Annotated in this window: 23 protein-coding genes and 1 pseudogene; 12 read left to right on the top strand and 12 right to left on the bottom strand. The window is 66.4% G+C overall.

The genetic code is table 11. The annotated features are described in order from the left end of the window. The first annotated feature begins 18 nt into the window (after positions 1-18). Complete coding sequence (locus H5J25_RS02725) at positions 19-300, top strand: NADH dehydrogenase ubiquinone Fe-S protein 4 (protein WP_202094512.1); 282 nt, start codon at positions 19-21, stop codon at positions 298-300. 81 nt (positions 301-381) lie between these two features. Then, entirely contained in the window at positions 382-1,368 is a 987-nt protein-coding gene (locus H5J25_RS02720; RefSeq protein ID WP_202094511.1) for an aldo/keto reductase, read from the top strand. 131 nt (positions 1,369-1,499) lie between these two features. Here H5J25_RS02720 and H5J25_RS02715 read toward each other — a convergent pair whose 3' ends face one another. Together H5J25_RS02715 and H5J25_RS02710 are read right to left on the bottom strand one after the other, a co-directional pair. After that, entirely contained in the window at positions 1,500-1,691 is a 192-nt protein-coding gene (locus tag H5J25_RS02715; protein WP_202094510.1) for a hypothetical protein, read from the bottom strand. A gap of 23 nt (positions 1,692-1,714) precedes the next feature. Next, complete coding sequence (locus H5J25_RS02710; RefSeq protein WP_225883310.1) at positions 1,715-3,010, bottom strand: SDR family oxidoreductase; 1,296 nt, start codon at positions 3,008-3,010, stop codon at positions 1,715-1,717. A 216-nt stretch (positions 3,011-3,226) separates the two neighbouring features. Here H5J25_RS02710 and H5J25_RS02705 point away from each other — a divergent pair, with 216 nt between their 5' ends. The 3 genes from H5J25_RS02705 (at position 3,227) to H5J25_RS02695 (ending at position 4,389) form a co-directional block, all read left to right on the top strand. Beyond that, the gene (locus H5J25_RS02705; RefSeq protein ID WP_202094508.1) at positions 3,227-3,661 is read left to right on the top strand and encodes a hypothetical protein; all 435 of its coding nucleotides are present in this window, start codon (positions 3,227-3,229) and stop codon (positions 3,659-3,661) included. Between the two features lie 76 nt (positions 3,662-3,737). Continuing rightward, positions 3,738-3,905: a hypothetical protein gene (locus H5J25_RS02700; protein ID WP_202094507.1), complete on the top strand. Its 168-nt coding sequence runs from the start codon at positions 3,738-3,740 to the stop codon at positions 3,903-3,905. A gap of 10 nt (positions 3,906-3,915) precedes the next feature. Further along, a complete protein-coding gene (locus tag H5J25_RS02695) occupies positions 3,916-4,389 on the top strand; it encodes a DUF2243 domain-containing protein (protein WP_202094505.1) in 474 nt (157 codons plus the stop codon). 25 nt (positions 4,390-4,414) lie between these two features. Here the strand turns inward: H5J25_RS02695 and H5J25_RS02690 are convergent, their stop codons facing one another. Continuing rightward, complete coding sequence (locus H5J25_RS02690) at positions 4,415-4,939, bottom strand: ferritin-like domain-containing protein (RefSeq protein WP_202094503.1); 525 nt, start codon at positions 4,937-4,939, stop codon at positions 4,415-4,417. 297 nt (positions 4,940-5,236) lie between these two features. After that, a complete protein-coding gene (locus tag H5J25_RS02685; protein WP_225883481.1) occupies positions 5,237-5,929 on the bottom strand; it encodes a serine hydrolase in 693 nt (230 codons plus the stop codon). A 469-nt stretch (positions 5,930-6,398) separates the two neighbouring features. On the opposite strand from H5J25_RS02685, the gene H5J25_RS02680 reads away from it, so the two are divergent. Then, a complete protein-coding gene (locus H5J25_RS02680; protein WP_404829605.1) occupies positions 6,399-7,838 on the top strand; it encodes a L,D-transpeptidase family protein in 1,440 nt (479 codons plus the stop codon). An 11-nt stretch (positions 7,839-7,849) separates the two neighbouring features. Next, positions 7,850-8,227, top strand: a complete 378-nt coding sequence (locus H5J25_RS02675; protein WP_202094494.1) for a hypothetical protein — start codon at positions 7,850-7,852, stop codon at positions 8,225-8,227. Between the two features lie 34 nt (positions 8,228-8,261). Here the strand turns inward: H5J25_RS02675 and H5J25_RS02670 are convergent, their stop codons facing one another. The 7 genes and pseudogenes from H5J25_RS02670 to H5J25_RS02640 all read right to left on the bottom strand — a co-directional run bounded on the left by H5J25_RS02670 (position 8,262) and on the right by H5J25_RS02640 (position 15,504). Continuing rightward, positions 8,262-8,753: a hypothetical protein gene (locus H5J25_RS02670; protein WP_202094491.1), complete on the bottom strand. Its 492-nt coding sequence runs from the start codon at positions 8,751-8,753 to the stop codon at positions 8,262-8,264. Beyond that, entirely contained in the window at positions 8,750-9,973 is a 1,224-nt protein-coding gene (locus H5J25_RS02665) for a dicarboxylate/amino acid:cation symporter (protein ID WP_202094488.1), read from the bottom strand. The genes H5J25_RS02670 and H5J25_RS02665 overlap by 4 nt, the downstream gene beginning before the upstream one ends. Before the next feature lie 234 nt (positions 9,974-10,207). Further along, positions 10,208-11,212 carry an N-acetyl-D-Glu racemase DgcA gene (gene dgcA / locus H5J25_RS02660; RefSeq protein WP_202094486.1) on the bottom strand — a complete coding sequence of 335 codons (1,005 nt, stop codon included), beginning with the start codon at positions 11,210-11,212 and terminating at the stop codon, positions 10,208-10,210. Then, positions 11,170-12,203 (bottom strand): annotated as a pseudogene (gene dgcN, locus H5J25_RS02655) (N-acetyltransferase DgcN). Before dgcN ends, dgcA begins: the two are co-directional and overlap by 43 nt. A gap of 175 nt (positions 12,204-12,378) precedes the next feature. After that, positions 12,379-13,245: a BadF/BadG/BcrA/BcrD ATPase family protein gene (locus tag H5J25_RS02650; RefSeq protein WP_202094483.1), complete on the bottom strand. Its 867-nt coding sequence runs from the start codon at positions 13,243-13,245 to the stop codon at positions 12,379-12,381. Positions 13,246-13,288: 43 nt separating this feature from the next. After that, entirely contained in the window at positions 13,289-14,440 is a 1,152-nt protein-coding gene (gene nagA / locus H5J25_RS02645) for an N-acetylglucosamine-6-phosphate deacetylase (RefSeq protein WP_202094481.1), read from the bottom strand. Next, the gene (locus tag H5J25_RS02640; protein WP_225883309.1) at positions 14,437-15,504 is read right to left on the bottom strand and encodes an SIS domain-containing protein; all 1,068 of its coding nucleotides are present in this window, start codon (positions 15,502-15,504) and stop codon (positions 14,437-14,439) included. Before H5J25_RS02640 ends, nagA begins: the two co-directional genes overlap by 4 nt. Before the next feature lie 446 nt (positions 15,505-15,950). On the opposite strand from H5J25_RS02640, the gene H5J25_RS02635 reads away from it, so the two are divergent. Both H5J25_RS02635 and H5J25_RS02630 read left to right on the top strand, forming a co-directional pair. Continuing rightward, complete coding sequence (locus H5J25_RS02635) at positions 15,951-16,841, top strand: N-acetylmuramic acid 6-phosphate etherase (RefSeq protein ID WP_202094474.1); 891 nt, start codon at positions 15,951-15,953, stop codon at positions 16,839-16,841. Positions 16,842-16,846: 5 nt separating this feature from the next. Then, positions 16,847-17,575 (top strand): GntR family transcriptional regulator, encoded by a 729-nt coding sequence (locus tag H5J25_RS02630; RefSeq protein WP_202095926.1) that lies wholly within the window; start codon positions 16,847-16,849, stop codon positions 17,573-17,575. 46 nt (positions 17,576-17,621) lie between these two features. On the opposite strand, the gene H5J25_RS02625 is transcribed toward H5J25_RS02630, so the two are convergent. Further along, on the bottom strand, positions 17,622-20,507 hold the full coding sequence (locus tag H5J25_RS02625) for a TonB-dependent receptor plug domain-containing protein (protein WP_404829604.1): 2,886 nt from the start codon (positions 20,505-20,507) through the stop codon (positions 17,622-17,624). 512 nt (positions 20,508-21,019) lie between these two features. Between H5J25_RS02625 and H5J25_RS02620 the strand changes: the two genes are divergently transcribed. From H5J25_RS02620 to H5J25_RS02610, 3 genes are read left to right on the top strand one after another with little or no spacing between them, the layout of a single operon-like run. Next, entirely contained in the window at positions 21,020-23,401 is a 2,382-nt protein-coding gene (locus H5J25_RS02620; RefSeq protein ID WP_202094472.1) for a penicillin acylase family protein, read from the top strand. Then, on the top strand, positions 23,398-24,990 hold the full coding sequence (locus H5J25_RS02615; protein ID WP_202094470.1) for an N-acyl-D-amino-acid deacylase family protein: 1,593 nt from the start codon (positions 23,398-23,400) through the stop codon (positions 24,988-24,990). The genes H5J25_RS02620 and H5J25_RS02615 overlap by 4 nt, the downstream gene beginning before the upstream one ends. After that, positions 24,987-25,871 carry a LysR family transcriptional regulator gene (locus H5J25_RS02610; RefSeq protein WP_202094468.1) on the top strand — a complete coding sequence of 295 codons (885 nt, stop codon included), beginning with the start codon at positions 24,987-24,989 and terminating at the stop codon, positions 25,869-25,871. Before H5J25_RS02615 ends, H5J25_RS02610 begins: the two co-directional genes overlap by 4 nt. Positions 25,872-25,873: the final 2 nt, after the last annotated feature.

The raw sequence follows: 25,873 nt of genomic DNA, 5'->3' as shown, positions 1-25,873 counted from the left end.
CAAACCAGGGAGAGCCCGATGCCACGCGCGTTGATCTTCCAGCGTCCGTCGCTGGCCAGTCCGATCCTTCAGCGGGGGCGGCCGGGCTGGGTCGTCCAGTTCGACACCGATCGGCCGCAACATGCCGATCCGCTGACCGGATGGGCCGGCGGCGCCGATCCGGTATCGCAGGTCCAGGTGCAATTCCCCAGCCGCGAGTCCGCGATCGACTATTGCCGGCGCGAGGGCCACGAATTCACGGTCATCGAACCGACGCGCCGCAAGCTGCTGCTGCAAAGCTATGCCGACAATTTCCGCTGATAGTCCTGCCGATTATTTGAGGGTCTCGCAACGGACAGGCACGCCCGCTCGTTCGCGCCCCGACGATACGGAGAATGAACGATGAAGATGCGCGCACTCGGCAGTCAGGGTCTCGAAGTTTCGGCGATGGGGCTGGGATGCATGGGGATGAGCGATTTCTACGGCGCGCGCGACGACGCGGAGTCGATGGCAACGATCCATCATGCGCTCGATGCCGGGATCAACTTCCTCGACACCGCCGACATGTACGGCGTCGGCGCCAATGAGGAACTGGTCGGCAAGGTGGTTCGAGAGCGTAGCGAATGGGTCGTCGTGGCGACCAAGTTCGGGAACGTGCGGGGCGCGGACGGAAGCTTTCAGGGTATCAACGGGCATCCGGATTACGTGCGCGCGGCGTGCGACGCCAGCCTGAAGCGGCTCGGGCTCGATGTGATCGACCTGTATTACCAGCATCGCGTCGATCCGGAGACGCCGATCGAGGATACGGTCGGCGCGATGGCCGATCTGGTGCAGGCGGGGAAGGTCCGGTATCTCGGCCTTTCGGAGGCGGGGCCCGACACGATCCGGCGTGCGCATGCGGTCCATCCGATCACCGCATTGCAGACCGAATATTCATTGTGGAGCCGCGATCCGGAGGACGAACTGCTGCCATTGGTGCGCGAACTCGGCATCGGCTTCGTGCCCTACAGCCCGCTCGGCCGGGGTTTCCTGACTGGCAAATATACCTCTCCCGATGATCTGGAGCCGGGGGATGCGCGGCGCAATCACCCACGATTCCAGGGCGATGCCTTTCGAAAGAACCTGGATCTCGTCGCGGCGATCGGGTCGATGGCGGAAGAGAAGGGTTGCGCGCCGGCGCAACTGGCGCTCGCCTGGGTGCTGGCGCAGGGAGTCGATATCGTGCCGATCCCCGGAACGAAGCGGATCGCCTATCTCGACCAGAATATCGGCGCGCTGGACGTGACACTGACGGAAGACGATCTGGCGAGGATCGACGGCGCGGTGCCGAAGGGCGCAGCCGAAGGGACGCGATATGCCGCGCCCCAGATGGCGTCGCTCAATCGCTGAACCGCCGATAGAGGGGCGGATCAGGATCTTACGCGTGTAGGGGCGGGTCCGGTATGTCGGACCGCCATCGCGCCGTCCGGACCGTTAAGCGCAGGGCGGCCTCGATCGGCGGGGATGCCTTCTGTCGCAAGCTACGAATCCGCTTCAGTAACCGGCGCGTCCAGCAGGCGTGCGATCCGCGCGACATCCTCGTCGCTGGGTGGCTCGGGCAGTTCTTCGCCGGGGCCGCGCGCCTCGTCGGGTATGCCGGGTCCGGTCCCCGCGATGCTTTGTCCGATCGCGCGATCATTCGGTCCGGTCGTGATCTTTTCTGGCGTCGTCATGGCGTCCTCCGTCACCGGGCGCGTCAATAGGAAGGAGGATCGCTCGCCGGGAACGATTCGTCCGACGCCTGATCCACCTTCGTCCATTCGCGCTGCGGAGGATCGCGCATCGCATCTGGGCCCGCGGGGCGGACCGGTTGATACCCGACGATCGTATCGCCTGAGGCCGGTTCGCGATCGGCGAAGGCGGCTTCGGCGACGAACACGCTGACGGTCGCATCGCCGTCGTCGGCGTCCTCGGCATCGTCAATCGGATCGACAACGGGTTGCGCCGCATCGCCGCCCCTTCGCCGCAACAATGCCGCCGCCCCGACGGCCAGCGCCCCGCCCGCCACGGCTCGCGCCGCCGGATGAAGCTCCAGCCAGGTGTACAGGCTGGGCCGGGCACGCCGTTTCAGGTCACCCTGCGTGCAGGCATCGCCCTGGGTCGAATAGATCGTGCCGTCATGGCCGTTCGCTGCGGGACGGTCCGTCTTCGAGGCAGGGATGCCGACCTTCGCCAGGACCGCGTCCATCAGTTTCGGGGCGACCATCTGGTTCAACGCCATCGTCTTGCCCGCGCCGCCTGCGAAAAGATCGCGGACCGGATGCGTCGCCGCGTACAGCACGCACTCCGCCACGGTGCCGGGTTCGTAGACCGGCGGCGGTCCCTTTGGCATCACGTCCAGCTTGTTTCGCGCGTTGCGGAAGAATGGCGTGTCGATCGTAGCGGGCTTGATGCTCGTCACCGATACCGGGGCGCCCGCCGCCATCATTTCGCGGCGCAGCGCATCCATCATGCCTTCGACGGCATGTTTCGACGCGCTATACGCGCTGTGCAGCGGCAGCGAGACGATGCTCTCGACCGAGGAGATCGAGATCAGCGCGCCGCCGCGTTCGCGCAGGAACGGCAATGCAGCCTGTGCTCCGTGCACCTGGCCGATGAAGTTCACCTCCATGATCTGGCGGAATTCGTCGGGGGTCGTATCTTCGAACAGCGCGTAGACGGACACGCCCGCGACATTGACCCATGTATCGATCCAGCCAAACCGGGCCGCCGCATCGCGCGCGACGTGATGCACCTGCGCCTCGTTGGTGACATCGCACGCGACATAGGCCGCCTTGCCGCCCGCCGCCGTGATCTCGTCCACCAGCGACGCGAGCCCCGCCTCGTTGCGCGAGGCGACGACCACCCGTGCGCCTTGCCGTGCGGCCCTGAGCGCCGTCTCGCGCCCGATGCCGCTCGACGCGCCCAGGACTACCATTACTTGTTCCGAAAGGGGTTTCAGTTTGATCGCCACGGCGCGTGCTCCGGTTGGGAGCGATAGAAACGATGTCATTTTTGCGCGGTTCCGGGAGACACTGGCCTAACGTACTGTAAGCAAACAGAGATTAGGCAGTTTCATGCCTATGCCGGACGCGAAGCGGAGGCGACGTGACGTGCCGTTAGCCTGGATCAGGGACGAGGTCTTGCCGCCGCTTTAGTAACAATCCCGAAGCACCGGCATGCAGGCAGCCCCAACCTCGCGTCGGGCGAATGTGCGGAGATGATCATCATGCAGGACGACACGGCAGGCGACGGTCTGAACGAGTCCGCGATGAGCGGGATCGATCAGGAAAGCGGCGGCGATGCGGGTGGCGGAAGCGGCGGCGGAACGATTGCCGGTGCCGGCGACCCGTCCGGCGGCGCCACCGATGGCGCAGGCGTACCGGCGGATACGCTCGCCGCACGGACGGGGAACGATGTCGCCACGGATGCCGCGCTGCTCGGCACGTCCGACGGGAGTCTTGCCGATGCCGCGCGACAGGGTGATGGACCGCCCGTCCCCGCCGCCGGACCGACCGGCGGCGAGAGCGTTGGTGGCGATGCCGGACGGAATGTGGGCAGCGGTACGCCACCGCCACACGGCGAGCTTGGCGGCGGCGGGCCACTCGGCCAGCATGGCGGCCCCGGCCCTGCCGGCACGGCGGCACCCGACGGAGATGCCTAGCCCCGCGACCGATCGTAACACGCGTCGTCGATTGCGGGTGAGGCTCGTTGCGCTTTCATCCGCCGGTTTCACTGGAATGTCGGCGGCACCGGCTTGGGCCTGTACGCTGTGTCACAGTGAGATCGGCGAGGAAGTCCGCGCCATAGTCTTCGGACCGGACTTCCTGGGCAATCTCGCGGCGTTGCTTGCGCCGGTACCGCTGCTCGTCGCGGCAACATGCCTCATCCGCAAGCTTCTGCCCTGAGGCCCGGAGGATGACTGCGCCCGCCGGCACGACCCGACCGCTCACGACCGCCGGCATCGCGATCGGCATCGGCATGGGCGGCTTCATCGACGGCATCGTGTTCCACCAGATCCTGCAGATCCACAATATGCTGTCCGCGCGGATACCCACCGACACGTTGGTCGGGGCCAAGATCAACATGGTGTGGGACGGGCTGTTCCACGTCGTTGTGTGGAGCGCGACGGCCGTCGGGATCGTCTTGCTGTGGCGCGCCGTCAAATGCCCCGGCACGCTCCTTTCAGGCAGGGCGCTCTTCGGATCGACACTGCTCGGCTTCGGGCTGTTCAACGCGATCGAGGGGCTGGTGAACCACCACATCCTCAACCTTCACCACGTCTACGAACGGGCCGGGCAATCGATCTGGGATTACGTGTTTCTGGCGTCCGGCGTCGCGCTGATGCTGGCGGGATGGTCGATGATCCGCGGCGTCGGGCGCGCCGGATAGCGTCGCCCGCGCCCCGGATCGACGCTCAAACCTTGGCGCCGAACGATCCGCTTTCGGCATAGAGCGAGGCATAGCGTCGGGTTACGAGCGGCAGGCTTTCATCGATCCACTGCGCCATGCTCACCTCTTCCCCGAGCGATTGTTCGAGCAACGGTACGGCGCGGCTGAAGCCGCCATCCTGCGCCAGAACGAGCAGGGATTTGTACGACGCGATCTCGAAATGCTCGAACGCGTAATTGGCGAAGCTGTTCTTGATGATCTCGTCGCCGGCGACGGTATGCGCCATCGCCGCCATGCCACCCGACATGCTCAACCCAAGATCCTTGAGCGCGGAACCGCTGGTGTCGAATTCGGCCAGTATCTCGTCCAGTCGCCCGATCTGCCCGTTCGTCTCATCGATATGCAGACGCAGCCGGTCAGCCACCTCGGGGTAGTTTTCGATCCGAGACACTTGCGGGGTCATGATCGACAATGCCTGTTTTTCGACGGCATGGGCATTCTTCAAGCCGGTGACGAAAAGCTCGCGGAGAATGTTCTGCTCGGTAGCCATGTCTCAACACCTCGTACTGAAATTTGCACTCGCATGCGCGGCTGGCGGGAACGGTCGCAGGAGGAGATCCGTACCCCCCGATATCGACCCTCGACCGATGGCGATCAATCAGAAGAACGGCCGATGCCGACCACCGTTCCGTGCAATTTCAGTGACTTAGATTAAGAGACGTTGGTCGATCGCGGTTGCGCACCGCCTTGCCGGACACGCCCGCCTCGGCCCTTCTCTCCGTTGGAGGGGCCGTGGCGTGAGGCGGGGGATTGACGAAAATAGTGGCACCTCAACCCGGCGAGCGGGTCATCGCATCCGCATGAAGAAGGCGAGCGCGTTTCGGGCCGTATCGGCGAAGCGATCGTAGATCGCGCGAGACACCTCGGCGATGACGGGCGAATGACCGCGCCCCCCGCGAGCGAACACCGCCACCGCCAGGCGACGGCCGTCGGGCATCGTGATGAACCCGACATCGTTGGTGATACCGTCCAGCGTGCCCGTCTTGTCCTCGACCGGCGTGCCGGCCGGCAGCAGCCCGCGAATGCGGCGCGTGCCCGTCGCGCACCGGCTCATCAGAGAGAACAGGAAGGTCCGGCTCTGCGCCGACAATACGGAGCCACTGTCGAGCTTTTGCAGCAGCGTGACCATGGCGATCGGGGTGGCGACATCCTTCCTGTCGGCAAGATGGCCACGGTCGCGAAGCAACTGGGCGATCGTCCGGTCGGCCCGGATGCCCGGTATCTTGTGCGCGGACAGCCATTGCTGAAGTGCGGCGGGGCCGCCGATACTCGCCAGCACCTGATCGGCCGCCAGATTGTCACTGCGGATGATCATCAATTCCAGCACTTTCGTCGCGGGACGGCCGGCGATCAGGTCGCCGAAACCGCGCCGGCCCTGATCGATCTCGGCGAGATATGCCGCCGCGATCGCGATCTTGATCGTGCTCGCCATCGGGAATGGAACGTCGCCATTGACGGAGACCGTCGAGCCATCGCGCAGATCGAGCGCAGCGATGCCGTATTCCCCGAGCGTGTGGCGACCAGCGCGCGCAGCTCACGCTCGAAACCGATCATTTCGGTCGAGCTGGTCGCCGAGGCTGCCGGAACCATCAGGCTCGCGGCGATGCCGGACAGAAGCACACGGGATATCAGGGTCACACGCATCGATAATCCTGGGATATTGTCTTTCAACGACGGGTTCAAGCTACACTGCGGACCTGAACGGATCGTGTCCGCTGGCCGTGATTCGGTCGATCCCGGGTTGCGATCGGCCCGCCAACCTCCTGTAAGGGCACAATATGGCGGTAAAATGCTAAGGATGGGCATCCCAACGCGGCGCTCGTTTGTTATGAGGCATGCGATCACGCCCGACCTTCATCAGAGCGCGTTCAGGTTCGAGGGTTATGAACCCTCGGTCCACCGTGACGCGACAAGCTTTGGAACTGGATTGAATGATAGAGACTAGGGGGATCAAAAGGCTTCGGATCCGGACCGCGCTGGCGCTCATGGCGTGCGCATGTTCGTTTCCGATTGCGGCACAGCAACTGGTGCTCGACCCCGCGATCGTAAATCCGGCTCCGGCGACCCTTCCCACCCTGACGCCGGCGCAGGCGACAGTGCTCGCGAAGCTGATCGCAGCCGATTCGATCGCTCAGGGGCTGCAGGAAGGTGCCGCGCCGGTGGCGATGAATCTGGACGGCGATACGCTCGTGCGGGCGGCGCTGGATCATGCCCGCGCGGTGCATGCCGGGCGATTGATCGAAAGCGATTTCCAGTTGGAATGGGGGATCCGGCCCCAGCCCTACGATCCATTGCCCGGCTTTGCCGATGCCGTGGCGCGCGACAGGCTGGCCGAATGGGTGGCGTCGCTGCCGCCGCCTTATGCGGGGTATGATACGCTCGTCACGGGATTGGCCCGCTATCGCTCGATCGCGGCGGCCGGCGGCTGGGCCGCATTGGCCAAGGCCGATGTGAAACCGGACAGCAAGGGGGCCGCGGTCGCCGCATTGCGCCGGCGCATCGCGCTGGAGGATTCGGCGCTCGTCGCGACCGGCGACCGCTACGACGCGAATCTGGTGGCGGCGGTGCGGCGGGCGCAACAGCGCTACGGTCTCAACCCGACCGGCGCAGTCGGCGCACAAACGATCGCCGCGCTCAACGTGCCGGTAGAGGCGCGGATCCTGCAGATCATGGCGAACATGGAACGCTGGCGCTGGCTGCCGACCGATCTTCCCAAGAACCGGATCCAGGTGAACATCGCCGCGGCCGTCCTTACCGTGTTCGAGGGCGATACGCCGGTCATGTCGATGAAGGTTGTCACGGGCAAGCCGGGTGCCGAGACCCCGATGCTCGTCTCACAGATCCACAGCATCGTCCTCAATCCGCCCTGGAACGTGCCGGCATCGATCGCCAACCGGGAATTGTGGCCGAAGGAGAAAGCCAAGCCCGGCTATCTGAAACGCAACGGCTTCCGCGTGATCGAGGATGGCAACGGCGGCAAACGCCTGCAACAATCGTCGGAACTCAGCGCGCTTGGAAAGTACAAGTTCGACTTCGACAATCGCTTCGCCGTCTATCTGCACGATACCCCCGCGCAGGCGGGCTTCGCGCGGTTCGATCGGCTGTCGAGCCACGGATGCGTCCGGCTCGAAAGGCCGGACGATCTCGCGAAGCTGTTGCTCAAGACGACCGCGGAGTGGTCTCCGACACAGATCGACTCTACGATCGCGGGCGGCAAGACGGTGCGCGCAACTCTTGCCGATCGCGAGGCCGTCTATCTGTTATACTGGACCGCATTCGCCAGCCCCAACGGTATGGTGAGCTTCCGCAGCGATCCCTATGGCTGGGATAAGACGCTCGCCGCCAAGATCGTGACGCGCCAGACGCGTCAGGTTCCGGCATCGATTTGAAAGACCGACCGATGAAATCCACCCTCTCCATCAAATCCGCCGCCGCCGTGCTGGCCTTCGCTTTGCTCTCGCCCGCGCTTGCCGGTTGCTCGCGCGACGAGCCCGAACGGCCGGTCGCCAATATGGACCAGCCCGAGCCCGATGCGTCCGAAACGCCCGGTAACATGAGCGACGTCGAAGATGCGCCGGCCGTCCCGGCGCCCGATGCCAGCATCCAGTCGAACGCCATCGGCGAACTCAGCGACGAGCCGGAGCCGGATGACGAAGAGACCGCCGGTCCCGACCAGCAGGTGCTCGACGATGCCAGTGCATCCGGCATGACCGCACGCAGCACGCGCGGCACCGTTCAGCCCGGCGAAGCGCCTGGCGAGGTTGTCGAGCAGAAGTAAAGGGCCCACGGCCGGTTTCGGCGCCGCGGGGATCTCAGCGCGTGTCGGCGGGCAATGATCGCGCACGATCCGTCAAAGCGACATGATCCGGCACCAGCGCCAATGTCTGCGCCGCCAGTATTGTGCTACCCACATTTGCATCCAGCGTGACGGGCGTGCCGCGGAAGACGAAGCCGAGGTTCACCGTCGCCCCGAAACTGCGCACGTCGATCGCCTCCACCTCGCTCCAGCGTCGGGTTCGCTGGGCCATCACCCGGTACGTGATGCCATCCGCGGTAATCACCAGACGCGGGTTGAGCGAGTTGCTGGCGAACCCGATCCACGGCAGGCCGCGCAGCCCGCTGAAGGTGGCGATCACCGGAATGACTTTCCCGCCGGCACCGTCGTCGGTGATCGGGCGTGGCGTCGTCGACGGCCGACCGGATCGCAGCGCGCGCATTACCAGCCACGGCAGCCCGATCGTGACGATCAGCCCGACGAGAAACAACACCGTCTCGACCACGAATTTCCGAACCGGGTCGCTCACCGCGCCGTCTGGTCCAGCTCGTTCTCCCACCGCGCGACGACGGTCGCGACGGTCAGGTTCGCGCTGGCGCTCGGCACGGTCCGCGTCATGTCCAGCAACCGGTCGAACGGCAGGACGAACCCGACGATCAGCGCGGTCTGTTCGGGCGCGACCCCGACCGCGGACAATACGGCGGCCAGCATGAACAAAGATGCGGACGGCACGGGCGCGGTGCCGAACGCAGCGAGCGCGCCCGTGACCAGCACGATTCCGTAGACGCCGGGATCCATCGGCACGCCGAACGCCTGAAGGCTGAACACACTCAGCAGCCCGACATACATCGCCGTTCCGTCCTTCCCGATCGTGGCGCCCAGCGGAAGGACCGTCGAATAGACCGGCTTGCCGATGCCGAGATTCCTGCCCGCGACGGTCATCGCGACCGGCAACGTAGCGGACGACGATGCCGTCGAGAACGCCACCACCAGCGCATCGATGATCCCGCGGAAGAACCGGAGGACCGGCACGCGCGCGACGAATTTCAGCACCAGGCTGTGGACGACGACGATCTGCACCAGCGATCCGATCACGACCGCCAGCGCCAGCCAGCCAATATTGAGGAACACGCCCGCGCCGTTCGTCGCCACTGCATTGGCGATCAGCGCGAACACGCCGAACGGAGTCAATTCCATCACCAGTCCGACGATCTTCAACAGCACCGCGGACAATGATTGCAGAGAAGCGGCAAACGGCTTGCCCGCATCCCCGCTCAACACCGTGCCGATGCCGAACAGGATCGCGACGAAGATTAGTGCGAGCATGTCGCCCTTGGCCAGCGCATCGACGATGTTCAGCGGCACGATGCCGATCAGCTGGTCGTACATCGCGACGGGCGGGCCGAGCGGCTTGGGCACGGCGGAACCAATCGGCGCACCGACGCCCGGCCGCACCAGCATCGCCACGCCCATACCGACCGTGACCGCGACGAACGTCATCGCTGCGAACAGCCCGACGGCGCGTCCCCCCAGCGTCCCCAGCCGCTTCGGGTCGGCCAGCGAGGTAATACCGGCCGCGATCGTCACCAATACGATCGGCGCGACCAGCATCCGGATCGCGCGGATGAACAGATCGCCCAGGAAGGCGACCTTCGGTGCTGCCTCCGGCCAGACCAATGCCAGCACGAGGCCGAGCACCAACCCGCCCAGCACCCGCTGCCACAGGGGAATGGCGAACCAGCCGTGCATCACCGCCGGTGTTCGCGGAACACCGCGTCCAGCGCCCTGTCGAATGCCGGACCGGCCTTACCCATCGTCAAACCCTATCCCCCTGCCCGGCATCTTATCCAGCCACCGCAACGCCCTGCATTCCGAGGCGCAGCGCGGCACGATAGGGTGAACGGCGATCGATGGGTAGCAGGTGACACGGAATACCGGCGACAAACTCTCGCCCGCTTCCCGTATCCCGCCCGTCGCAAACCGTCATCCGCCCCCCGGGGCCGGCGTTCCCCAAAAGCCGGGATCGGGCGGCGAGAGTATTCCGTCCGTGCCGCGCACCCCGCCCGTGCGATCGGCGGACAGCCATAACGGCCCATCCAGATCGACGAAGCTGGATTGGACGGCAATGATCAAAGCCGGTGCGATCGACAGTGATGAGCAGATCATGCTGCCCGTCATCACGCCGAGCCCGGCCGACCGCGCCGCATCCAGCAGCGCCAAAGCCCCCGTCAGCCCGCCCGTCTTGTCGAGCTTGATGTTGATCACCTGATATTTGCCGCGCAGCGAAGATATGTCCTCGGCGACATGCGCGGATTCGTCCGCGGCGATCGGCACGAGCGGGGCGAAGCCGTCCAATGCGGCATCGTCATCGGCCGGCAGGGGCTGCTCCAGCAGGTCGATCCGCAAGTCTGCCAGCATCGGCTGCAACCGTTCGACCTCATCCATCGTCCAGCTTTCATTGGGATCGACGATGATGCGCGGCCCCGGCGCTTCGGCGCGTACGGCACGGATCTGCGCTTCCGGATCGCTGCGATCGACCTTGATCTTGATCAGCGGCACGTTCGCCAGCGCGCGTGCCGCCAGCGCCATCGCATCGGGCGTATCGAGTCCGACCGTCATCGCCGTCGCCGTCGATGCGATCCTCGGCAGCCCCAGCGTATCGGTCACCCCGCGCCCGGACAGCTTCGCGTCGAGATCCCACAGCGCGCAATCCACTGCGTTGCGCGCAGCGCCTGCCGTCATCATCTGCTGCAGATCGTCTCGCGTCGCACCGTCGTCGATCGCCGCGCGCACCGCCTTGATCTCGGCGAGCACGCTCTCCATCGTCTCTCCGTAACGCGCATAGGGCACGCCCTCGCCACGCCCCACGACGCCGTTCGCGGCGATCTCGACCGTCACCACATCCGCCACGGTCTTCACCCCGCGCGAAATGCGGAACGGTGTCGCTAGAGGGAAAGCGTCGCGACGCGCGGAGAGGGTTCGAAGCATTCGTCGATCCAGTCGATGATCGGGTCCACGCCCATTGAGAAGGGGTCGGTGCAAGGAAGCCCGAGCAGGTCCGACGTCGTACCGCACAACCGCTCCGCCTCCGTGGGCGAAAGCTTCGACGTGTTTAGCGCGACGCCGACCGCCCGGACGTCCGGATTGGTCAGCCGCGCGACGGACAGGTTCGCCTCCAGCGTCTCGCGCAGGCCGGGCATGGCGTAATGCGGCAGGCCGCGCATATGCTCGCGCACCGAATCGTGGCACAGCACCAGCGCATCGGGCTGCGCGCCGTGCAGCAGGCCGGTCGAGACGCCGGCGAAGGAGGGATGGAACAGCGACCCCTGCCCCTCGATCAGGTCCCAGCCCTCGCCGCGGTCGGGCGAGATCTGCTCGATCGCGCCGGAAATGAAGTCGGCGACGACCGCGTCCAGCGGTACGCCGTCCCCGGCGATCAGGATCCCGGTCTGTCCGGTGGCGCGGAAATTGGCGTGAATGCCGCGCGCACGCATGCCGCGTTCCAGACACAGCGTCGCATACATCTTGCCGACCGAACAATCGGTGCCGACCGTCAGCAATCTTTTGCCCGCGCGCTTCTTGCCGTTGCCGATCGGAATGTCGGGGCGCGGATCGCGTACGTCGTGCAGCGCCAGGCCGTGTCGCTCCGCCGCCGCGACGAGCTGCGGCTCGTCACGCAGCCGGTTGTGCAGCCCGGACGCGACGTCCAGCCCGGCCTCGATCGCCGCCAGCGCATCCCGGACCAGATCGTCGCCCAGTTTCCCCCGGCATTGGCGATGCCGAGCACTATAGTCTTCGCCCCCGCGGCAACCGCTTCGGTCAGCGTCATGCGAGGCAACCCGAGCGTCAGCCCGCAATCGTCGTACCGGAACTCGCCGACGCAATCGTCCGGCCGGAACACCGCCAGCCCGCGCGAGGTCTTGATGCCGACTTCGTCGTTGGAATGGCCCAGGTACAACAGGTACGGACTGCGGATCATTCAAAAACCTCTTGGCACGTGAGGATGAAGTTTATGATCTGCGGTCAAGCGCGTCGCGCGTTCGATTGCATAGCCGTGGCATAACTTGCGACTATGTCCGGGTTGGACGTCCTGACATCCCGTTCGTGCCGGGCACGTCGAAGCATCTGTCCAGAATGGCCAAGGGATTAGGCGCTCAAACTAAAGGCTCATATCCCGCAAGCCGCAGCGCGCCGTCAAGCGCATCGCCCATCGGCGGGCTAAGCCGCTCGACGGTACGCGCGCGCAGCCACGGGCTGATCCGCGGCGCGAGCCCGCCGACCAAGGTGCAGCGAGCGACTCCGCGTTCGAAGATCGTCTCGATAAACCGTTCGATATGGTTGGCCGCATGTTCCACGATCGACCGCGCGATCGGATCGTTCGCCTCGGCATAGTCCATCACCAGGGGGGCGAACATGCCGTAATCGCGAGGCGTCGCCGTATCCATCCACGCGATCGCCTGCGCCGTATCGTGATCGAACCGCTCCGTCACCGCAGCGCTGAGCGGGGTCTTGCGCGTCCGCCCGTCCAGCGCGCGCAACGCGTGGCGCATCGCGCTCAATCCCAGCGCGGCGGCGCTGCCTTCGTCCGAAATCGGAAAACCGTATCCGCCGATCGTATAGTCCTGCCCATCGATCCGCAGCTTGGCCGCGCTGCCCGTACCGATGATCAGGATCGCGCCGTCCCGCCCGCCATGCGCGCCGATATTGGCGATCTGCGCATCGGTCGCGAATTCGACGGATGCGAAGCCGAAATCGTGCGCCTCCAGCGATTCACGCATGCCCAGCCGCGTGATCCCGGCAATGCCCATGCCTGCACGGATCGTCGCCCGGTGGGTGTCGGTCAATCCTGCCTCGGCCAAGGCCTGGCGTGCGGTTTCCATCAACGTCGCATAAAGCGGTTCGACACCCATGCGCGCATTGGCCGGGCCGGAATGCCCCTCCCCGATCACCACGCCTCCGGCGTCGATCAGCCGGGCACGGCAATTGCTGCCGCCTGCATCGATCCCGAGGAAATAGCTCATTGCCGAACTCCGCTCATCCACAGGTTTGCTGGCGATGCCGGCGTCACGCGCGGTGATCCTGATGCGCGCCGCCGATCCACGTCGCGGTGACGTTCCGATCGCTGTCGAGATGCACCAGATCGGCGAGCAGACCCGGCGCGATCGCACCGGTTCGATCGGCCAGCCGCAGGAACGCCGCCGGATTGCCGCTTGCCATGCGTGACGCGGTGACGATGTCGCAGCCTAACAGGTCCATCGCATTGCGCAGCGCCTGCACCATCGACAATGCCGATCCGGCGAGCGTGCCGTTAGGACCGCGACACGTGCCGTCCACGACGCGTATTTCCTGTCCCATCAGCGTGAAACGGTCGCGTTGCCCGCCGACCGGCGGCATCGCATCGGTCACCAGCATCGCACCCTCAATGCCCCGCGCCTGGATCGCGACGCGCAACGCCGCCGGGTGGACATGCAGGCCGTCGACGATCAGCCCGAAATGACTCGCCCGGTCCTCCAGCGCCGCACCGACCATACCTGGCTCGCGGCTGAGGAATTGCGTCATCGCGTTGAACAGGTGCGTGAACCCCGCCAATCCTTCGGCAAGCGCCCCACGCGTTTCGTCATATCCGGCCATACTATGCCCGGCGCAGACCAGTATGCCGGCCTTGGCCAGCGCATGCACCGTGCCCTCGGGTGCCAGTTCGGGCGCCAGCGTGACGATCCGCCGGCCGGCGGTCGGCGCACCGAGCCGCGCGATCACCGCATCGTCGATCGGTGCGAAGCGGGTCGGATCGTGAATGCCTTTCTTCTGGGCGTTGAGGTGCGGCCCCTCGATATGCACGCCCAGCACGCCCGGCACGCACGCGGCGATCGCCGCCTCTCCCGCCGCGATCGCCGCATCGACGATATCGGGATAGTCGCTGATCAACGTCGGCAGGATACCGGTCGTCCCGAACCGCCGATGCGCCGCCGCGATCGCGGTGATCCCCTCGATGTCCGGCCGGTCGTTGAACAGCACGTCGCCGCCGCCATTGACCTGCGTGTCGATAAAGCCCGGCAGCAGCCAGCCGCCACCCAGATCGCGGACCGTAGCGTCCTCCGGGATCGCATCCGCCGCGACACAACCGACGATACGGTCGCCGTCGACCACCAGCGCCTGCCCCTCGACGACCCGGTCGGCCAGCACGATCCGCGCGCCGGAAAGAGCCCGAACCGTCATAACGTCCGCGTCACCTTGTTCAGATGCGGCGGCCGATCGGGATCGTAGCCGCGCGCCAACGACAGCGCATTGGCCAGCCCGTAGAAACTCTGGATCTGCGCGATCGCGGCCAGCGCGGGATGCACGTCGGTGCGCATCGGCAGGACGATCGCGGCTGGCGCCACGTCGTCCGCCGATCCCGCCGCGATCACCGTCGCACCGCGCGCCGCGAAATCCTCCAGCCGTTCGCGAAGGCCAGTCCGCGCGATGTCGAGCGGCGCCAGCGCCAGCACCGGGTCACCCGGCCCAACCAACGTCATCGGCCCATGCGCGACTTCCGCACTGCTGAACGCCTCGGCATGCAGGTTGCACGTCTCCTTCAGCTTCAACGCCGCCTCGCCCGCGATCGGCAAGGTCGGCCCCCGCCCCAGCACCAGCATCTCGCTCGCGTCGCGCAACGGCTCGACCGCCGCCGTCCAATCCGCCCCCGCCGCCGCCTCCAGCACCGCGCCCACATCGCCCAGCGCCCCCAGCAGCCCGACGTCCTGGCTCCATTCGGCGGCGAGATGCAGCGAGGCGACCAATGTACAGATGAAGCTCTTCGTCGCCGCCACGCTGGTTTCGGGGCCGGCCTGCACCGGGACGAAGATCTGCGCGCGCTCGGCCAGCGGCGACGACGCATCGTTGACCAAGGCGACGATCACCGCCCCCTTCGCCCGCGCATCGTCCGCCGCGGCCAGCAGATCCGGGCTGCGACCCGATTGCGAGATCGCGATCAGCGGCACGCCCCGAAAGTTTGGCGAGGTCGCGTGGTACAGCGATCCGGTGGACGGCGCATGGCTCAGGGTCGGCATCCCGCCATGGGTCTCGAACAGGAACTTGGCGAACGCCGCCGCCTGATCCGAACTGCCCCGCGCCAGCGTCGCGGCGAACGGGGGCGCCAGCGCGCGCAATTGCCGCCCGGCCTCGCGCACGAGATCGGCATTCGATCGAAGCTGCTCGACACACCGCGCCGGCGCCTCGCGGGCCTCGCGCGCCATCAGCGTTTCCGGTCGAGGCGTCGCCCCGCTGCCCGAACCCGTCATCGAGTCACCCTTCGCAACCATCCGAGACACTAGATACCAGTCGACGGTATCGAGCAAGTGGCCTTAGATTGGTTTGCATCGATGCGGCCGCATCCGCGCGATCCCTCCGTGCGTATGTTAGCAAAGGCGGAGATCCATAATACCAATACTGCTACCACCCGTTGACGTGTTTATGACAGCTATTCATAGTCGGCACGAACATCGAGTCCTGCCGCACCGTCGGGCGATACGCCTCAGCCCGGAACGACGGACAGACCAGCCGTTCGGGGACGCAAAAAGTGAGGGATACGCAAATGGTGAAGTCATACCGGCAAACCGTGGCCATGACCGTATTGGCCGCCGCGCTCGCGCAGATTCCGGGCACTGCTGCCGCGCAATCGACCCCTGCGGCACCCTAGCAAACGGCGCGGCCCGCGACGTCTCGAATTCCGGGGACACAGGATATCATGAACACCGAAACGCTCGACCCCCGCTATCTCGATCTCGACCTCTGGCCGACCCAGCTCGCGGTCGAGGCGATGCTGGAGGGCCAGATGGCCGCCATCGCCGCGATCCAGTCGCAGACGCCTGCGATCGCGCAGGCCGCCGAAGCGGCTGCCGGGCGGCTCGGCCGGAGCGGCCGGTTGATCTTCGTCGGCGCGGGTACGTCGGGGCGGCTCGCGGTGCAGGACGGCACCGAACTGCATCCGACTTTCGGCTGGCCGATGGAAAGGCTCGTCTTCCTGATGGCGGGTGGCATCGGCGCGCTGACCGTGGCGTATGAAGGTGCGGAGGACGATGTCGACGCCGCGCGGGCGGATGTCGACGGATGCGTCATCACTGCGGCCGACGTGGTGATCGGCGTCGCGGCGAGCGGGCGCACGCCCTATACCGTCGCCGCGATCGAACGCGCGCGCGCTGCCGGCGCGCTGACCATCGCCATCGTCAACAATCCCGCGACCATCCTGGCCGACGCCGCCGACCATGCGATCGTCGCGGTGACGGGCAGCGAAGTGCTTGCCGGTTCCACCCGGATGAAGGCCGGCACCGCGCAAAAGGCGGTACTCAACATGCTGTCGACCGCGATCATGGTGCGGCTGGGCCTAGTCCATCGCGGCCGGATGGTGGCGATGCGCATCTCCAACGCCAAGCTGTTGCACCGTGGTCTGCGCATGGTTCAGGATCTTGCCGGGGTGGATGGGGACATGGCGGCACGGGCACTGGATGCGGCGGAAAACGATATTCGTACCGCCGTGATCGTGGCGATGGGCCTGCCCGTAGATGCAGCGCATTCTCTGCTCGAATCCCACGGCGGCAACCTGCGCAGCGCGATCCGGCAACTGGACGCGCAGCCGTGAGCGCGTTGCGCGACATCGCCTTGACGCGCAGCGGCGAAGGGACGCCGCTGTACCTGCAACTGGCGCGCAGCCTGCGCGACCATATCAGTGGCGGCGGAATCCATCCCGGCGGCGCGCTGCCGTCCGAACGCGACCTGAGCGAGATGGCGGGCCTGTCGCGCGTCACCGTGCGCAAGGGAATCAAGCAGTTGATCGACGAAGGCGTGCTGGTCCGCAAACAGGGATCGGGCACCTTCGTCGCGCGCCGGATCGAGGCGCCGGGCGCGAAGCTCAGCAGCTTCAGCGACGATACCCGGTCGCGCGGCGAGGATCCGGGCGTGGTGTGGATCTACAAATCCTATGCGCTGCCGACCGAGGAGGAGGCGGCCGCACTCGGCCTGCCGCCCACCGCGCGCGTCGCCCGGCTCGGCCGCGTCCGGCTGGCGGGTGGCGAGCCGCTGGCGATCGAACATGCCGTCATCCCGGCGGAGTTCATGCCCGATCTCGAAAGCCTCGGCGATTCGCTGTATCAGGCGTTGGAGCGGCACGGGAACCGCCCGACCTCCGGCACCCAGCGCGTCCGCGCCTCGCTCGCCACGCCGACCGAGGCGGGCATCCTCAGCGTCCAGCAGAATTCCGAAGTGCTGCGCATCGAACGCCGCACGCGCACGCCCGACGGCCGCTTCGTCGAATTCACCCGATCGGTCTATCGCGGCGACCGCTACGAATTCGTCACCGATCTCGACGTCGTCTGATCCGCCACGCGGCAGGGCCGGCGCACCCGCGCGCCGGCCCTGTCCCTCACTTCATCTCGAACCGCACGCCGACCCGGAAGGCGCGGCCCAGCAGATCCGAATAGGTGCTGTTCGCCGCCAGCCCCGTTTCCGGCAGCAGCAGCGGCCAGCGATCGAACAGGTTGGTGACGTTCAGGAACACCTGCCCGTCCGTCCCGCCCATCGTCACCTTCGCGGTCAGGTTGAGATCGGCGTAGAACACCCCCGACACGCGGTTGTTGTCATAGGTCGGGAACTGCGTCGTCGAGGCGGGGCAGCTGGTCTGGCACTCGATGCCGTTGGCGACATACTTGCCCGCACTCACCCCGCGCCCGACCGCGGTGATCGAGAAGCTCGGCGTGTCATACCCGGCGCTGACGCGGTAGATCCACTTCGGCGTTGTCGCCTGCCCGCCATTCACGCCCACCGAATTCAGCACCACCGTGCTTGGCACGCCGCTGTTGAACAGGTTGTCGATGTACCGCGTCGCCACGCCGCGCAGCGTGAACGCGCCCTCCGCATTGTCGAAGATACGGTCCAGCGGCAGCCGGTACGACCCGTCGATGTCGATCCCGCGCACCAGTTGGCTCGCGGCATTGAACGGCTGGCTGCGAAACTGCAGGTACGGCTGGCCCGGCGTCGAGCGCGCCGGATCCGTCGTATAGGCGTCGCAGAATTGCTGCTGCCCCTGGAAGCACAGGTTGATGATGTCCTGCGCCCCGAACGTGCTGATCGCGTCCTTCAGGTCGATCCGGAAGTAATCGACCGACAGGTTGAAGCCGCGCAGGAACCGCGGCGACAGAACCGCCCCGATGTTCCAGCTGTCGGACTTTTCGGGCTTGAGATTGAGGTTGCCCGTCACCACCGCCGAATAGCCGAACGTCGCCGGCCCGTTCACCCCGTCGTTGGTGAAGGCCGGATTGCGCACCGAATCGCTGTTCGCAGACCCGGCGGCGAACAATTCGTTGAGGTTCGGCGCCCGGATGTCGCGCGATCGCGTCACGCGGAAGCGGATGTCCTCGATCGGTTGCCACGTCGCGCCGGCTTTCCACGTCGTGACATAGCCCGCGGTCGAATAGTCCGTCGCACGCACGGCCCCGTTGAATTCCAGCCCGAAGCCGAGCGGCACGACCGTTTCGAGATACGCTTCCTTGACGTTGTAGCTGCCGTTGGTCGGCAGGTAGTTGCCCACCGACCAGCGATTGGTCGTCGTCGGGCGGTTGTTCGCGTCCAGCGTCGTCAGCGGCTGGAACTGATCCGGCACGAACCCGCTGATCTTCTCCTTGCGATATTCGGCACCCACCGCGATGCTGACATCGCCGGCCCAGGTCGAGAATGGCGTGACCGAAAGGTTGGCCGCGGCATTGTACTGCTCGACCAGTTCGTCGCGATACGGATCGCCGAGCACATAGGCGATCGCCGCCGGATTGGCGACGCCGACACCCAGGCGGTTGAGCGCGACGCAGGCTGGATCGTTGTTGGTCGTGCTCGCATCCACGTTGATCAGGCACTGGATCGACCCGGCGGCATAGCCCCCGCTATTGCCGGCCGGGGCGAACGCCGCCGCGGTGGCGTTGTTCATCCGCGCGATGTTCATCACGTTGCGCAACTGTTCGCGCAGCTTGGCCCGGCTGTATTGGCCATAGACGTTCCAGGTCGCGTTCTTGCCGAACATGTCGCCCGTGCCTTCCAGCCCGGCGGCATAACGCTGCACCTCGCGCTTGTTGTCCACGCCGCGGAACGGCAGGTCGGCGGCGGTCGTCGCCAGCGTCACGCTGGTGATGCCGGCAAGCTGCGTCGGCCCGAGCGCATTGTAGAGGAATGCGTTGCAAGTCAGCGGCGCGGCGGCAGCCGTCGCGGCGGTGTCGCACCCGGTCGCCGTCAGGGCAATGCCGGTCGACAGGTTCGGGCCGGCGTTGAAGAACACTTTCTGCTTGTTGTACGCACCCTCGGCGAACAGCTCGACATTGTCCGCCAGCTCGTAGCTGACGCGCCCGAACACACCATGCCGATCGTCGCGCGGGTCGAGCCCGATACGGCGGCCGGAATCGTTTACCTGCCAGTCCCCGCCCTGCGTCAGCGTTGGGGCAGCGGTACCGTTCACCGCGGGGAAGGTCAGCGCGCCGTACTGATATTGCTGCTGCGCGCCGTTCTGTCCGAAATAGATGCCGCGCAGCCGGTTCGCCGTGCCGCCGGCCGATCCGGTGATCAATCCGCCCGGTGTCGAATTCGCCGCGCCGACCTGTTTGCGGATCAGGAATTGCGGCACCGTGAAGTTCGTCGTCGCATTGTAGGCGGGGTTGGTGATCCGGACGAACCCGGTCGCATTCCAGTCGCGATCGACCTGGAAGATGCCGTCGCGATGCGCGATCTCGGCGGATAGCAGGACGTGCCCGCGATCGTCGCCGCCGAACGCGAAACCGCCGGCGATGCTGGCGGAATAGTTTCCGCCATCGCCCTTGTCGGTCACGCCGCTGTCGATCGTCGCCTTGATGCCCTTATACTTCTTGTCGAGCACGAAATTGACCACGCCGGCGACCGCGTCCGAGCCGTAGGCGGCGGAGGCGCCGCCCGTGACGACCTCGACGCTCTTCACCAGCGACTGCGGGATCGTGTTGACGTCGACCAGCCCGGTGATCGTCGATCCGACCGACCGCCGCCCGTCGAGCAGCACCAGCGTGCGCGTCTCGCCCAGGTTGCGCAGGTTCAGTGCGTTGATGCCGGCCTGGCCGCTCGACAGGTTCAGGCGCGAATTGGCCGGGCGGGTCGATCCGGCCAGCGCCGGCTGCTGATTGACGAAATCGGCGATATTGTTGGTCGGCGACTGGTTGAGGATCTCTTCCTGCGTCAGCACGGTCACCGGGGTCGGCGCCTGGAAGCCGTTGCGCGCGACGCGAGAACCGGTGACGAGGATACCGTCTTCGCCCCCCTCCTGCGCCGGCGGGTCGGTCTTGACCGCAGCGGTTTCGGTCTGCGTTCCCGCTTGGACGGCATCGGTCTGGGCCGGTGCCGTCTGCGCCAGTGCCGGCGATGCGAGGCCCAGGGCGACAGCAAGCGCAGCCCAGCTGGACGCGGTGGTCAGGTTGGTGATGTCGCTCGAATAATACGGAATTCTTCATTTCGCCCCCAAATGTCGCTGCGCGTCGCGATTCAGTGCCGCCGGTGCCGTCGTTTCGCCTGCGGATCCGCCGATCGGTCGCATCCTCCCTGGAAGTGTGCGCCGGCCGTGTCGGATGGGAGAAGGTGCGCTTTCGCAGCATTCTGCGTCAACCCACTGATATATTGAAATCTCTTCATGGAGCCATAACCGTGGCCTATGGCTCGCGGCCATAAACATGGCCTATGGTCCGCACAGTGCTTGCCATACCGCGCACCTCGGAAAGCCGCGGTACCTTCGGTGGGGGGTCCACAACGAGAAAGGTGCCCATGATCGACCGCCGATTGTTCCTTTGCGGGTCGGTTGCGACGCTCGCCCTCGCCCCGACGCTGATCGCGCAAGCCGATCGGAAGGGGGTCGATCGGCCCGGATCAACCTCGGTCGCGCACGACGGCCCGATCGAGATCGTGGACGACGTCCACGGCGTTCCCCACATCCGCGCGCAGTCGATCCCGGATGCGTTCTTCGGGCAGGGCTATGTCGTGGCGCGCGACCGGCTGTTCCAGATCGATTTCGGGCATCGCCGCGAACTGGGCCGGATGGCCGAAGTCTATGGCGCCGATTTCGCGCGCTATGACGCGGTCGCCCGCCTGTTCCACTATCGCGGCGATATCGACGCCGAATTGCAGCGTGTCCCGGCCAACGTGCTGGCCTGCGCGCGCGCCTATGTCGCGGGCGTCAACGCCCGGATCGACGAAGTGCTTGCCGATCCTGCGCTCCTGCCGCTGGAATATACCATTTTGGGCGTGAAGCCGATGAAGTGGGACGTGCGCGAACTGGTGCTCGCCCGCGGCGCCTCGATCGGCAATGCCGATGACGAGGTGCGCCGCGCGCAGCTCGCCGCGCTCGGGCTGCTCGATCTGGATGCGGTGGTCGCCCCGTTGCGCCCGGCATGGAAGATGACCGTGCCCGCCGGCCTCGATACCGCCGCCGTATCCGAGGCCGATCTGGGCGTGATGCGTCTGGGCGCGCTGCCGTTCGGCCCCGAAACGCCGACGTCGAGCCAGAACGACGCGCTGACGGAGCGTGCGAATGCCGGCAGCAACGCCTGGACGATCGCGCCTTCGCGCAGTGCCACGGGTCGCCCGATCCTCGCCAACGATCCGCATCTCGGCATCGGCGGGTTCGGCCCGCGTCACGTCGCGCATCTGACCGCGCCGGGGCTGGACGTGATCGGCGGCGGTGCGCCCGGTCTGCCCGGCATCATGCAGGGCCATACCGATCGCTTCGCGTTCGGGCGGACCAACTTCCATATCGACCAGGAGGATCTGTTCGTCCTCGAACTGCATCCCCAGGATGCCGAACGCTATCGTCATGCCGGCGGCTGGAAACGTTTCCAGCGCTTCGACGTCGCGATTCCGGTCAAGGACGGCAAGCCGTATCCCGTCACGTTGCGCTATTCGGTGCAAGGCCCGGTCATCTCGCACGATCCGAAAAAGCATCGTGCCACCGCGATTGGCTCGGTCGCGATGCAGCCGGGTGGTGCCGGGTCGTTCGCGATGATCGCGATCAATCTGGCGACCGACTGGACTTCGTTGCGCGAGGCGTTCCGCCTGCACCCCTCCCCCACCAACTTCCATTACGCCGATGTGGACGGCAATACCGGCTGGCAGGTGATCGGCTTCGCCCCCGTGCGCAAGCAGGGCGAGGGGCTTTTGCCGGTGCCGGGCGATGGCCGCTTCGACTGGACCGGAATGCGCAACTTCGCCTCGCTGCCGAGCGAGTATAATCCGAGAAAGGGCTGGTTCGCCTCCGCCAATCAGGACAATCTGCCGCCGGATTGGCCGCGCGACCGCATTCCCGCTTTCTCGTTCCGCGACCCCTATCGCTACGAACGGATCGCGGACGTGCTGTCCACGCAGACCAAGCACGGTCTGGAAGACAGCGTGAAGCTGCAACACGATACGCTCTCCACCCCCGCGCGACAGCTGATCGCCCTGCTCCCCGCGCGCCGGTCCGATGCCGCCGATATGCTCCGCCGCTGGGACGGCCATATCGACGCCGCCAGCGCCCCGGCCGCGCTGTTCGAGATCCTGTGGCGCGATCTCGGCAAGCGCATGCTCGCGGCGATCGTGCCGGAGCGCGCCCGGACGCTCGTTACGGAGATAGCGCCCTCGGTGCTGCTGGGCCTGCTGGCCCGGCCCGACGCGCGGCTCGGGACCGATCCGGTCGCCGCGCGCGACGCGATGTTCGATGCGGCCTTGGCCTCCGCCTGGGCGTCGGCGCGTGGGCTGCTCGGCGCGGATACTGCCGCGTGGCGGTGGGGCACGCTGCATCAGGTTCGCATCACGCACCCGCTGGCCCGCGTCCCGGCGATCGCCGCCGCCTTCCCCGCGATCGAGGGCGCGGGCAGCGGCGGCGATTCCTACACCGTCATGGCCCGCTGGCTCGGCAACGGTCCCGGCTGGCGCGCCAGTGGCGGGGCCAGCTATATCCAGGTCATCGACGTGGGGGCTTGGGACAATTCGCTGATGATCAACCTGCCCGGCCAGTCGAACGATCCGCGCTCGCCGCACTATCGCGATCAATATGCGCCGTGGATCGCGGGCGCGCTGCAACCGATGATATTCAGTCGTGCCGCGGTCGATGCGCATGTCGCCAGACGGACCACGCTCCGGCCACAGACTCCGATCAACGGGAACCGCCGATGAACCGCCTCCTCCTGTCTGCTTTGCTCGTCACCGTCACCGGCCCGGCGCTGTCGGCGGCGCCGGTCGATGTCGTGATCCGCGGCGGAACGATCTATTCGGGCGAGGACGCCGCACCGATCGTCGGCGATGTCGAGATCAAGGGCGACCGGGTCGTCTATGTCGGCCCGGCGCGACGGACACCGGCCGGCCGCGTGATCGATGCCAGGGGGCAGATCGTCGCCCCCGGCTTCATCGACGCGCACACGCATCCCGACACCTATATCCGCTCGAAGGATGCAAAGCAGCGGCTCAACCTGCCGTGGCTCGCACAGGGCGTGTCGACGATCGTCACCGGCGTCGATGGCTATGGCACGCCCGATATCGCGGACGATGCCAGGGCGCTGGCCGCATCGGGCGTTGGCACCAATCTCGTGCCGTTCGTCGGCTTCGGCGCGATCCGCGCGCGCGTGCTGGGACAAGACGATCGCGCGCCGAACCCCGCCGAACTGGCGCGGGAACGCGCGTTGGCCGCAAAGGGTATGTGCGAGGGCGCCTACGGTCTTTCGACCGGCCTGTTCTACGCGCCGCAAAGTTTCGCCAAGACCGACGAGGTCGTCGCCGTCGCGCGCGAGGCGGGCAGCCGCGGCGGCATCTACGATACGCACCAGCGCGACGAATCCAGCTATACGATCGGCCTGATCGGCTCGACCAAGGAAGCGATCCAGATCGGGCGCGAGGCGAAGATGCCGGTCCATTTCGCGCACCTCAAGGCGCTGGGCGTGGACGTACAGGGCGAGGCACCCGAACTGATCGCGACGATCGAGGCGGCGCGGGCCGCCGGGCAGAACGTCACCGCCGATCAATATCCCTGGCTCGCCTCCGGCTCCAGTGTCGATGCCTCGTTGCTGCCGCGCGGGGCGAGCGATGGCGGCTATAAGAAGATGATCGCGCGCTTCGATGATCCCGCCACGCTCCGGCGCATCAAGATCGAGATGGTCGAGAATCTCCGGCGCCGGGGCGGCCCGGAATCGATCCTGCTGACCAGCGCGGGTCAGCCCTGGACCGGCAAGACGCTGGGCCAGATGGCGACGGCCTGGCGCCTCAGCCCGGTCGATGCCGCGATCCGCATCCTGCGCGTCGCCAATCCCGCCGGCACCGGCCCGGCCGGGGTCGGCGTCGCCAGCTTCAACATGGCCGACCGCGACGTCGATCTGATCATGAAGCAGCCGTGGGTCGTGACCAGTTCGGACGGATCCGACGGTCATCCCCGCCAATACGCCACCTTCCCGCGCAAATATCAGGCCTATGTGCGCGAGCGGAAGGTCATCACGCTCCGCAATTTCGTCCGCCATTCGACCGGGCTGACCGCCGATATGTACCGGCTCGATCGTCGCGGCTATCTGCGGCCGGGCTATTTCGCGGATGTCGTCGTGTTCGATCCGGTCCGCTATGCCCCGCGTGCGGACTATATCCGTCCGCGCGTGCCCAGCGTCGGGGTCAGGGCCTTGTTCGTCAACGGCAAACTGGCTCTGTCGAACGGAGTGACGACCGGTGCCGCGGCCGGTCGCGTGCTGCTTCGCCCGAAACCGGCGGGGTGCCCGGCGTCGTGAATCTTCGCCATATCGAGATTTTTCACGCGGTTTACGTAAACGGCTCGGTCAGCGCGGCGGCGCGCGCGCTGAACATTTCGCAGCCTTCGGTGTCCAAGACGCTGCGTCATGCGGAGACCTTGCTGGGCTTCGAACTGTTCCAGCGGACCAACAGCCGGCTCGTCCCGACCGAGGATGCGCACGCGCTGTTCGGAAATGTCGCCGATATTCAAGAACGTGTCCGCGCCCTGCGCGAGGCGGGGCGCAACCTGCGCACCGGGGCGGGCACCACGCTGCGCATCTCCGCCCTGCCCAGCCTCGCGCTCGGCGCCCTCCCCACCGCCGTCTCCCGCTTCCTCCAGCTTCACCCCGAAGTTCGCTTCGATCTTCACACCGTCCACCACAACGACCTCCTCCGCAAACTTTACGAGCGCGAAACCGACATTGCGATCGCGGCGGAAGTACCGCGCGGCGCTCCGCTCGGTCAGGTCTGGCTGGGCGAAGGGGAACTGGTCGTCTTCTATCGCGAACAGGACATGCCCGATGCGCCGTCGCGCGTCGAACTGACGCGCCTGGCCGGGCATTCGTTCATCACGCTAGCCGCCAGCGGGCCGATCGGGCAATTGTTCAGTACGGAACTCGATCGCCTCGCGCTCGATCTGGACGAAGTCGCCTCCGCGCGCACCTTCTACATCGCCGCCGCTCTGGTACGGGCCGGTGTGGGCGTGACGATCGTCGATAATTTCACTGCGGAGGCATCGATGGCGCCGGGGTTGGCGATGCGCTCGCTGAAGCCACCGCTGACGTTCGACGTGCACGCTATGCATCTGCTGGATCGACCGCCCAGCGCGCTCGCGCTCGAATTCCTGGCCCTGTTGCGAGAGGTTATCGAAGCACCGTGATG

It is taken from the genome of Sphingomonas aliaeris, from assembly GCF_016743815.1.
Classification (GTDB): Bacteria; Pseudomonadota; Alphaproteobacteria; order Sphingomonadales; family Sphingomonadaceae; genus Sphingomonas; species Sphingomonas aliaeris.
Note: the sequence above shows the minus strand (reverse complement) of the source record. Positions and strands in the feature narration are given on the sequence as shown.

Coding starts and splice junctions, on each gene's coding strand:
- H5J25_RS02720 (WP_202094511.1), top strand. CDS start 382: ATGAAGATGCGCGCACTCGGCAGTCAGGGTCTCGAAGTTTCGGCGATG.
- H5J25_RS02650 (WP_202094483.1), bottom strand. CDS start 13,245: ATGAGCTATTTCCTCGGGATCGATGCAGGCGGCAGCAATTGCCGTGCC.
- H5J25_RS02700 (WP_202094507.1), top strand. CDS start 3,738: ATGTCGGCGGCACCGGCTTGGGCCTGTACGCTGTGTCACAGTGAGATC.
- H5J25_RS02690 (WP_202094503.1), bottom strand. CDS start 4,939: ATGGCTACCGAGCAGAACATTCTCCGCGAGCTTTTCGTCACCGGCTTG.
- H5J25_RS02615 (WP_202094470.1), top strand. CDS start 23,398: ATGAACCGCCTCCTCCTGTCTGCTTTGCTCGTCACCGTCACCGGCCCG.
- dgcA (WP_202094486.1), bottom strand. CDS start 11,212: ATGCTTCGAACCCTCTCCGCGCGTCGCGACGCTTTCCCTCTAGCGACA.
- H5J25_RS02725 (WP_202094512.1), top strand. CDS start 19: ATGCCACGCGCGTTGATCTTCCAGCGTCCGTCGCTGGCCAGTCCGATC.
- H5J25_RS02710 (WP_225883310.1), bottom strand. CDS start 3,010: ATGACATCGTTTCTATCGCTCCCAACCGGAGCACGCGCCGTGGCGATC.
- H5J25_RS02695 (WP_202094505.1), top strand. CDS start 3,916: ATGACTGCGCCCGCCGGCACGACCCGACCGCTCACGACCGCCGGCATC.
- H5J25_RS02715 (WP_202094510.1), bottom strand. CDS start 1,691: ATGACGACGCCAGAAAAGATCACGACCGGACCGAATGATCGCGCGATC.
- H5J25_RS02620 (WP_202094472.1), top strand. CDS start 21,020: ATGATCGACCGCCGATTGTTCCTTTGCGGGTCGGTTGCGACGCTCGCC.
- H5J25_RS02640 (WP_225883309.1), bottom strand. CDS start 15,504: ATGACGGGTTCGGGCAGCGGGGCGACGCCTCGACCGGAAACGCTGATG.
- H5J25_RS02675 (WP_202094494.1), top strand. CDS start 7,850: ATGAAATCCACCCTCTCCATCAAATCCGCCGCCGCCGTGCTGGCCTTC.
- H5J25_RS02665 (WP_202094488.1), bottom strand. CDS start 9,973: ATGCACGGCTGGTTCGCCATTCCCCTGTGGCAGCGGGTGCTGGGCGGG.
- H5J25_RS02705 (WP_202094508.1), top strand. CDS start 3,227: ATGCAGGACGACACGGCAGGCGACGGTCTGAACGAGTCCGCGATGAGC.
- nagA (WP_202094481.1), bottom strand. CDS start 14,440: ATGACGGTTCGGGCTCTTTCCGGCGCGCGGATCGTGCTGGCCGACCGG.
- H5J25_RS02635 (WP_202094474.1), top strand. CDS start 15,951: ATGAACACCGAAACGCTCGACCCCCGCTATCTCGATCTCGACCTCTGG.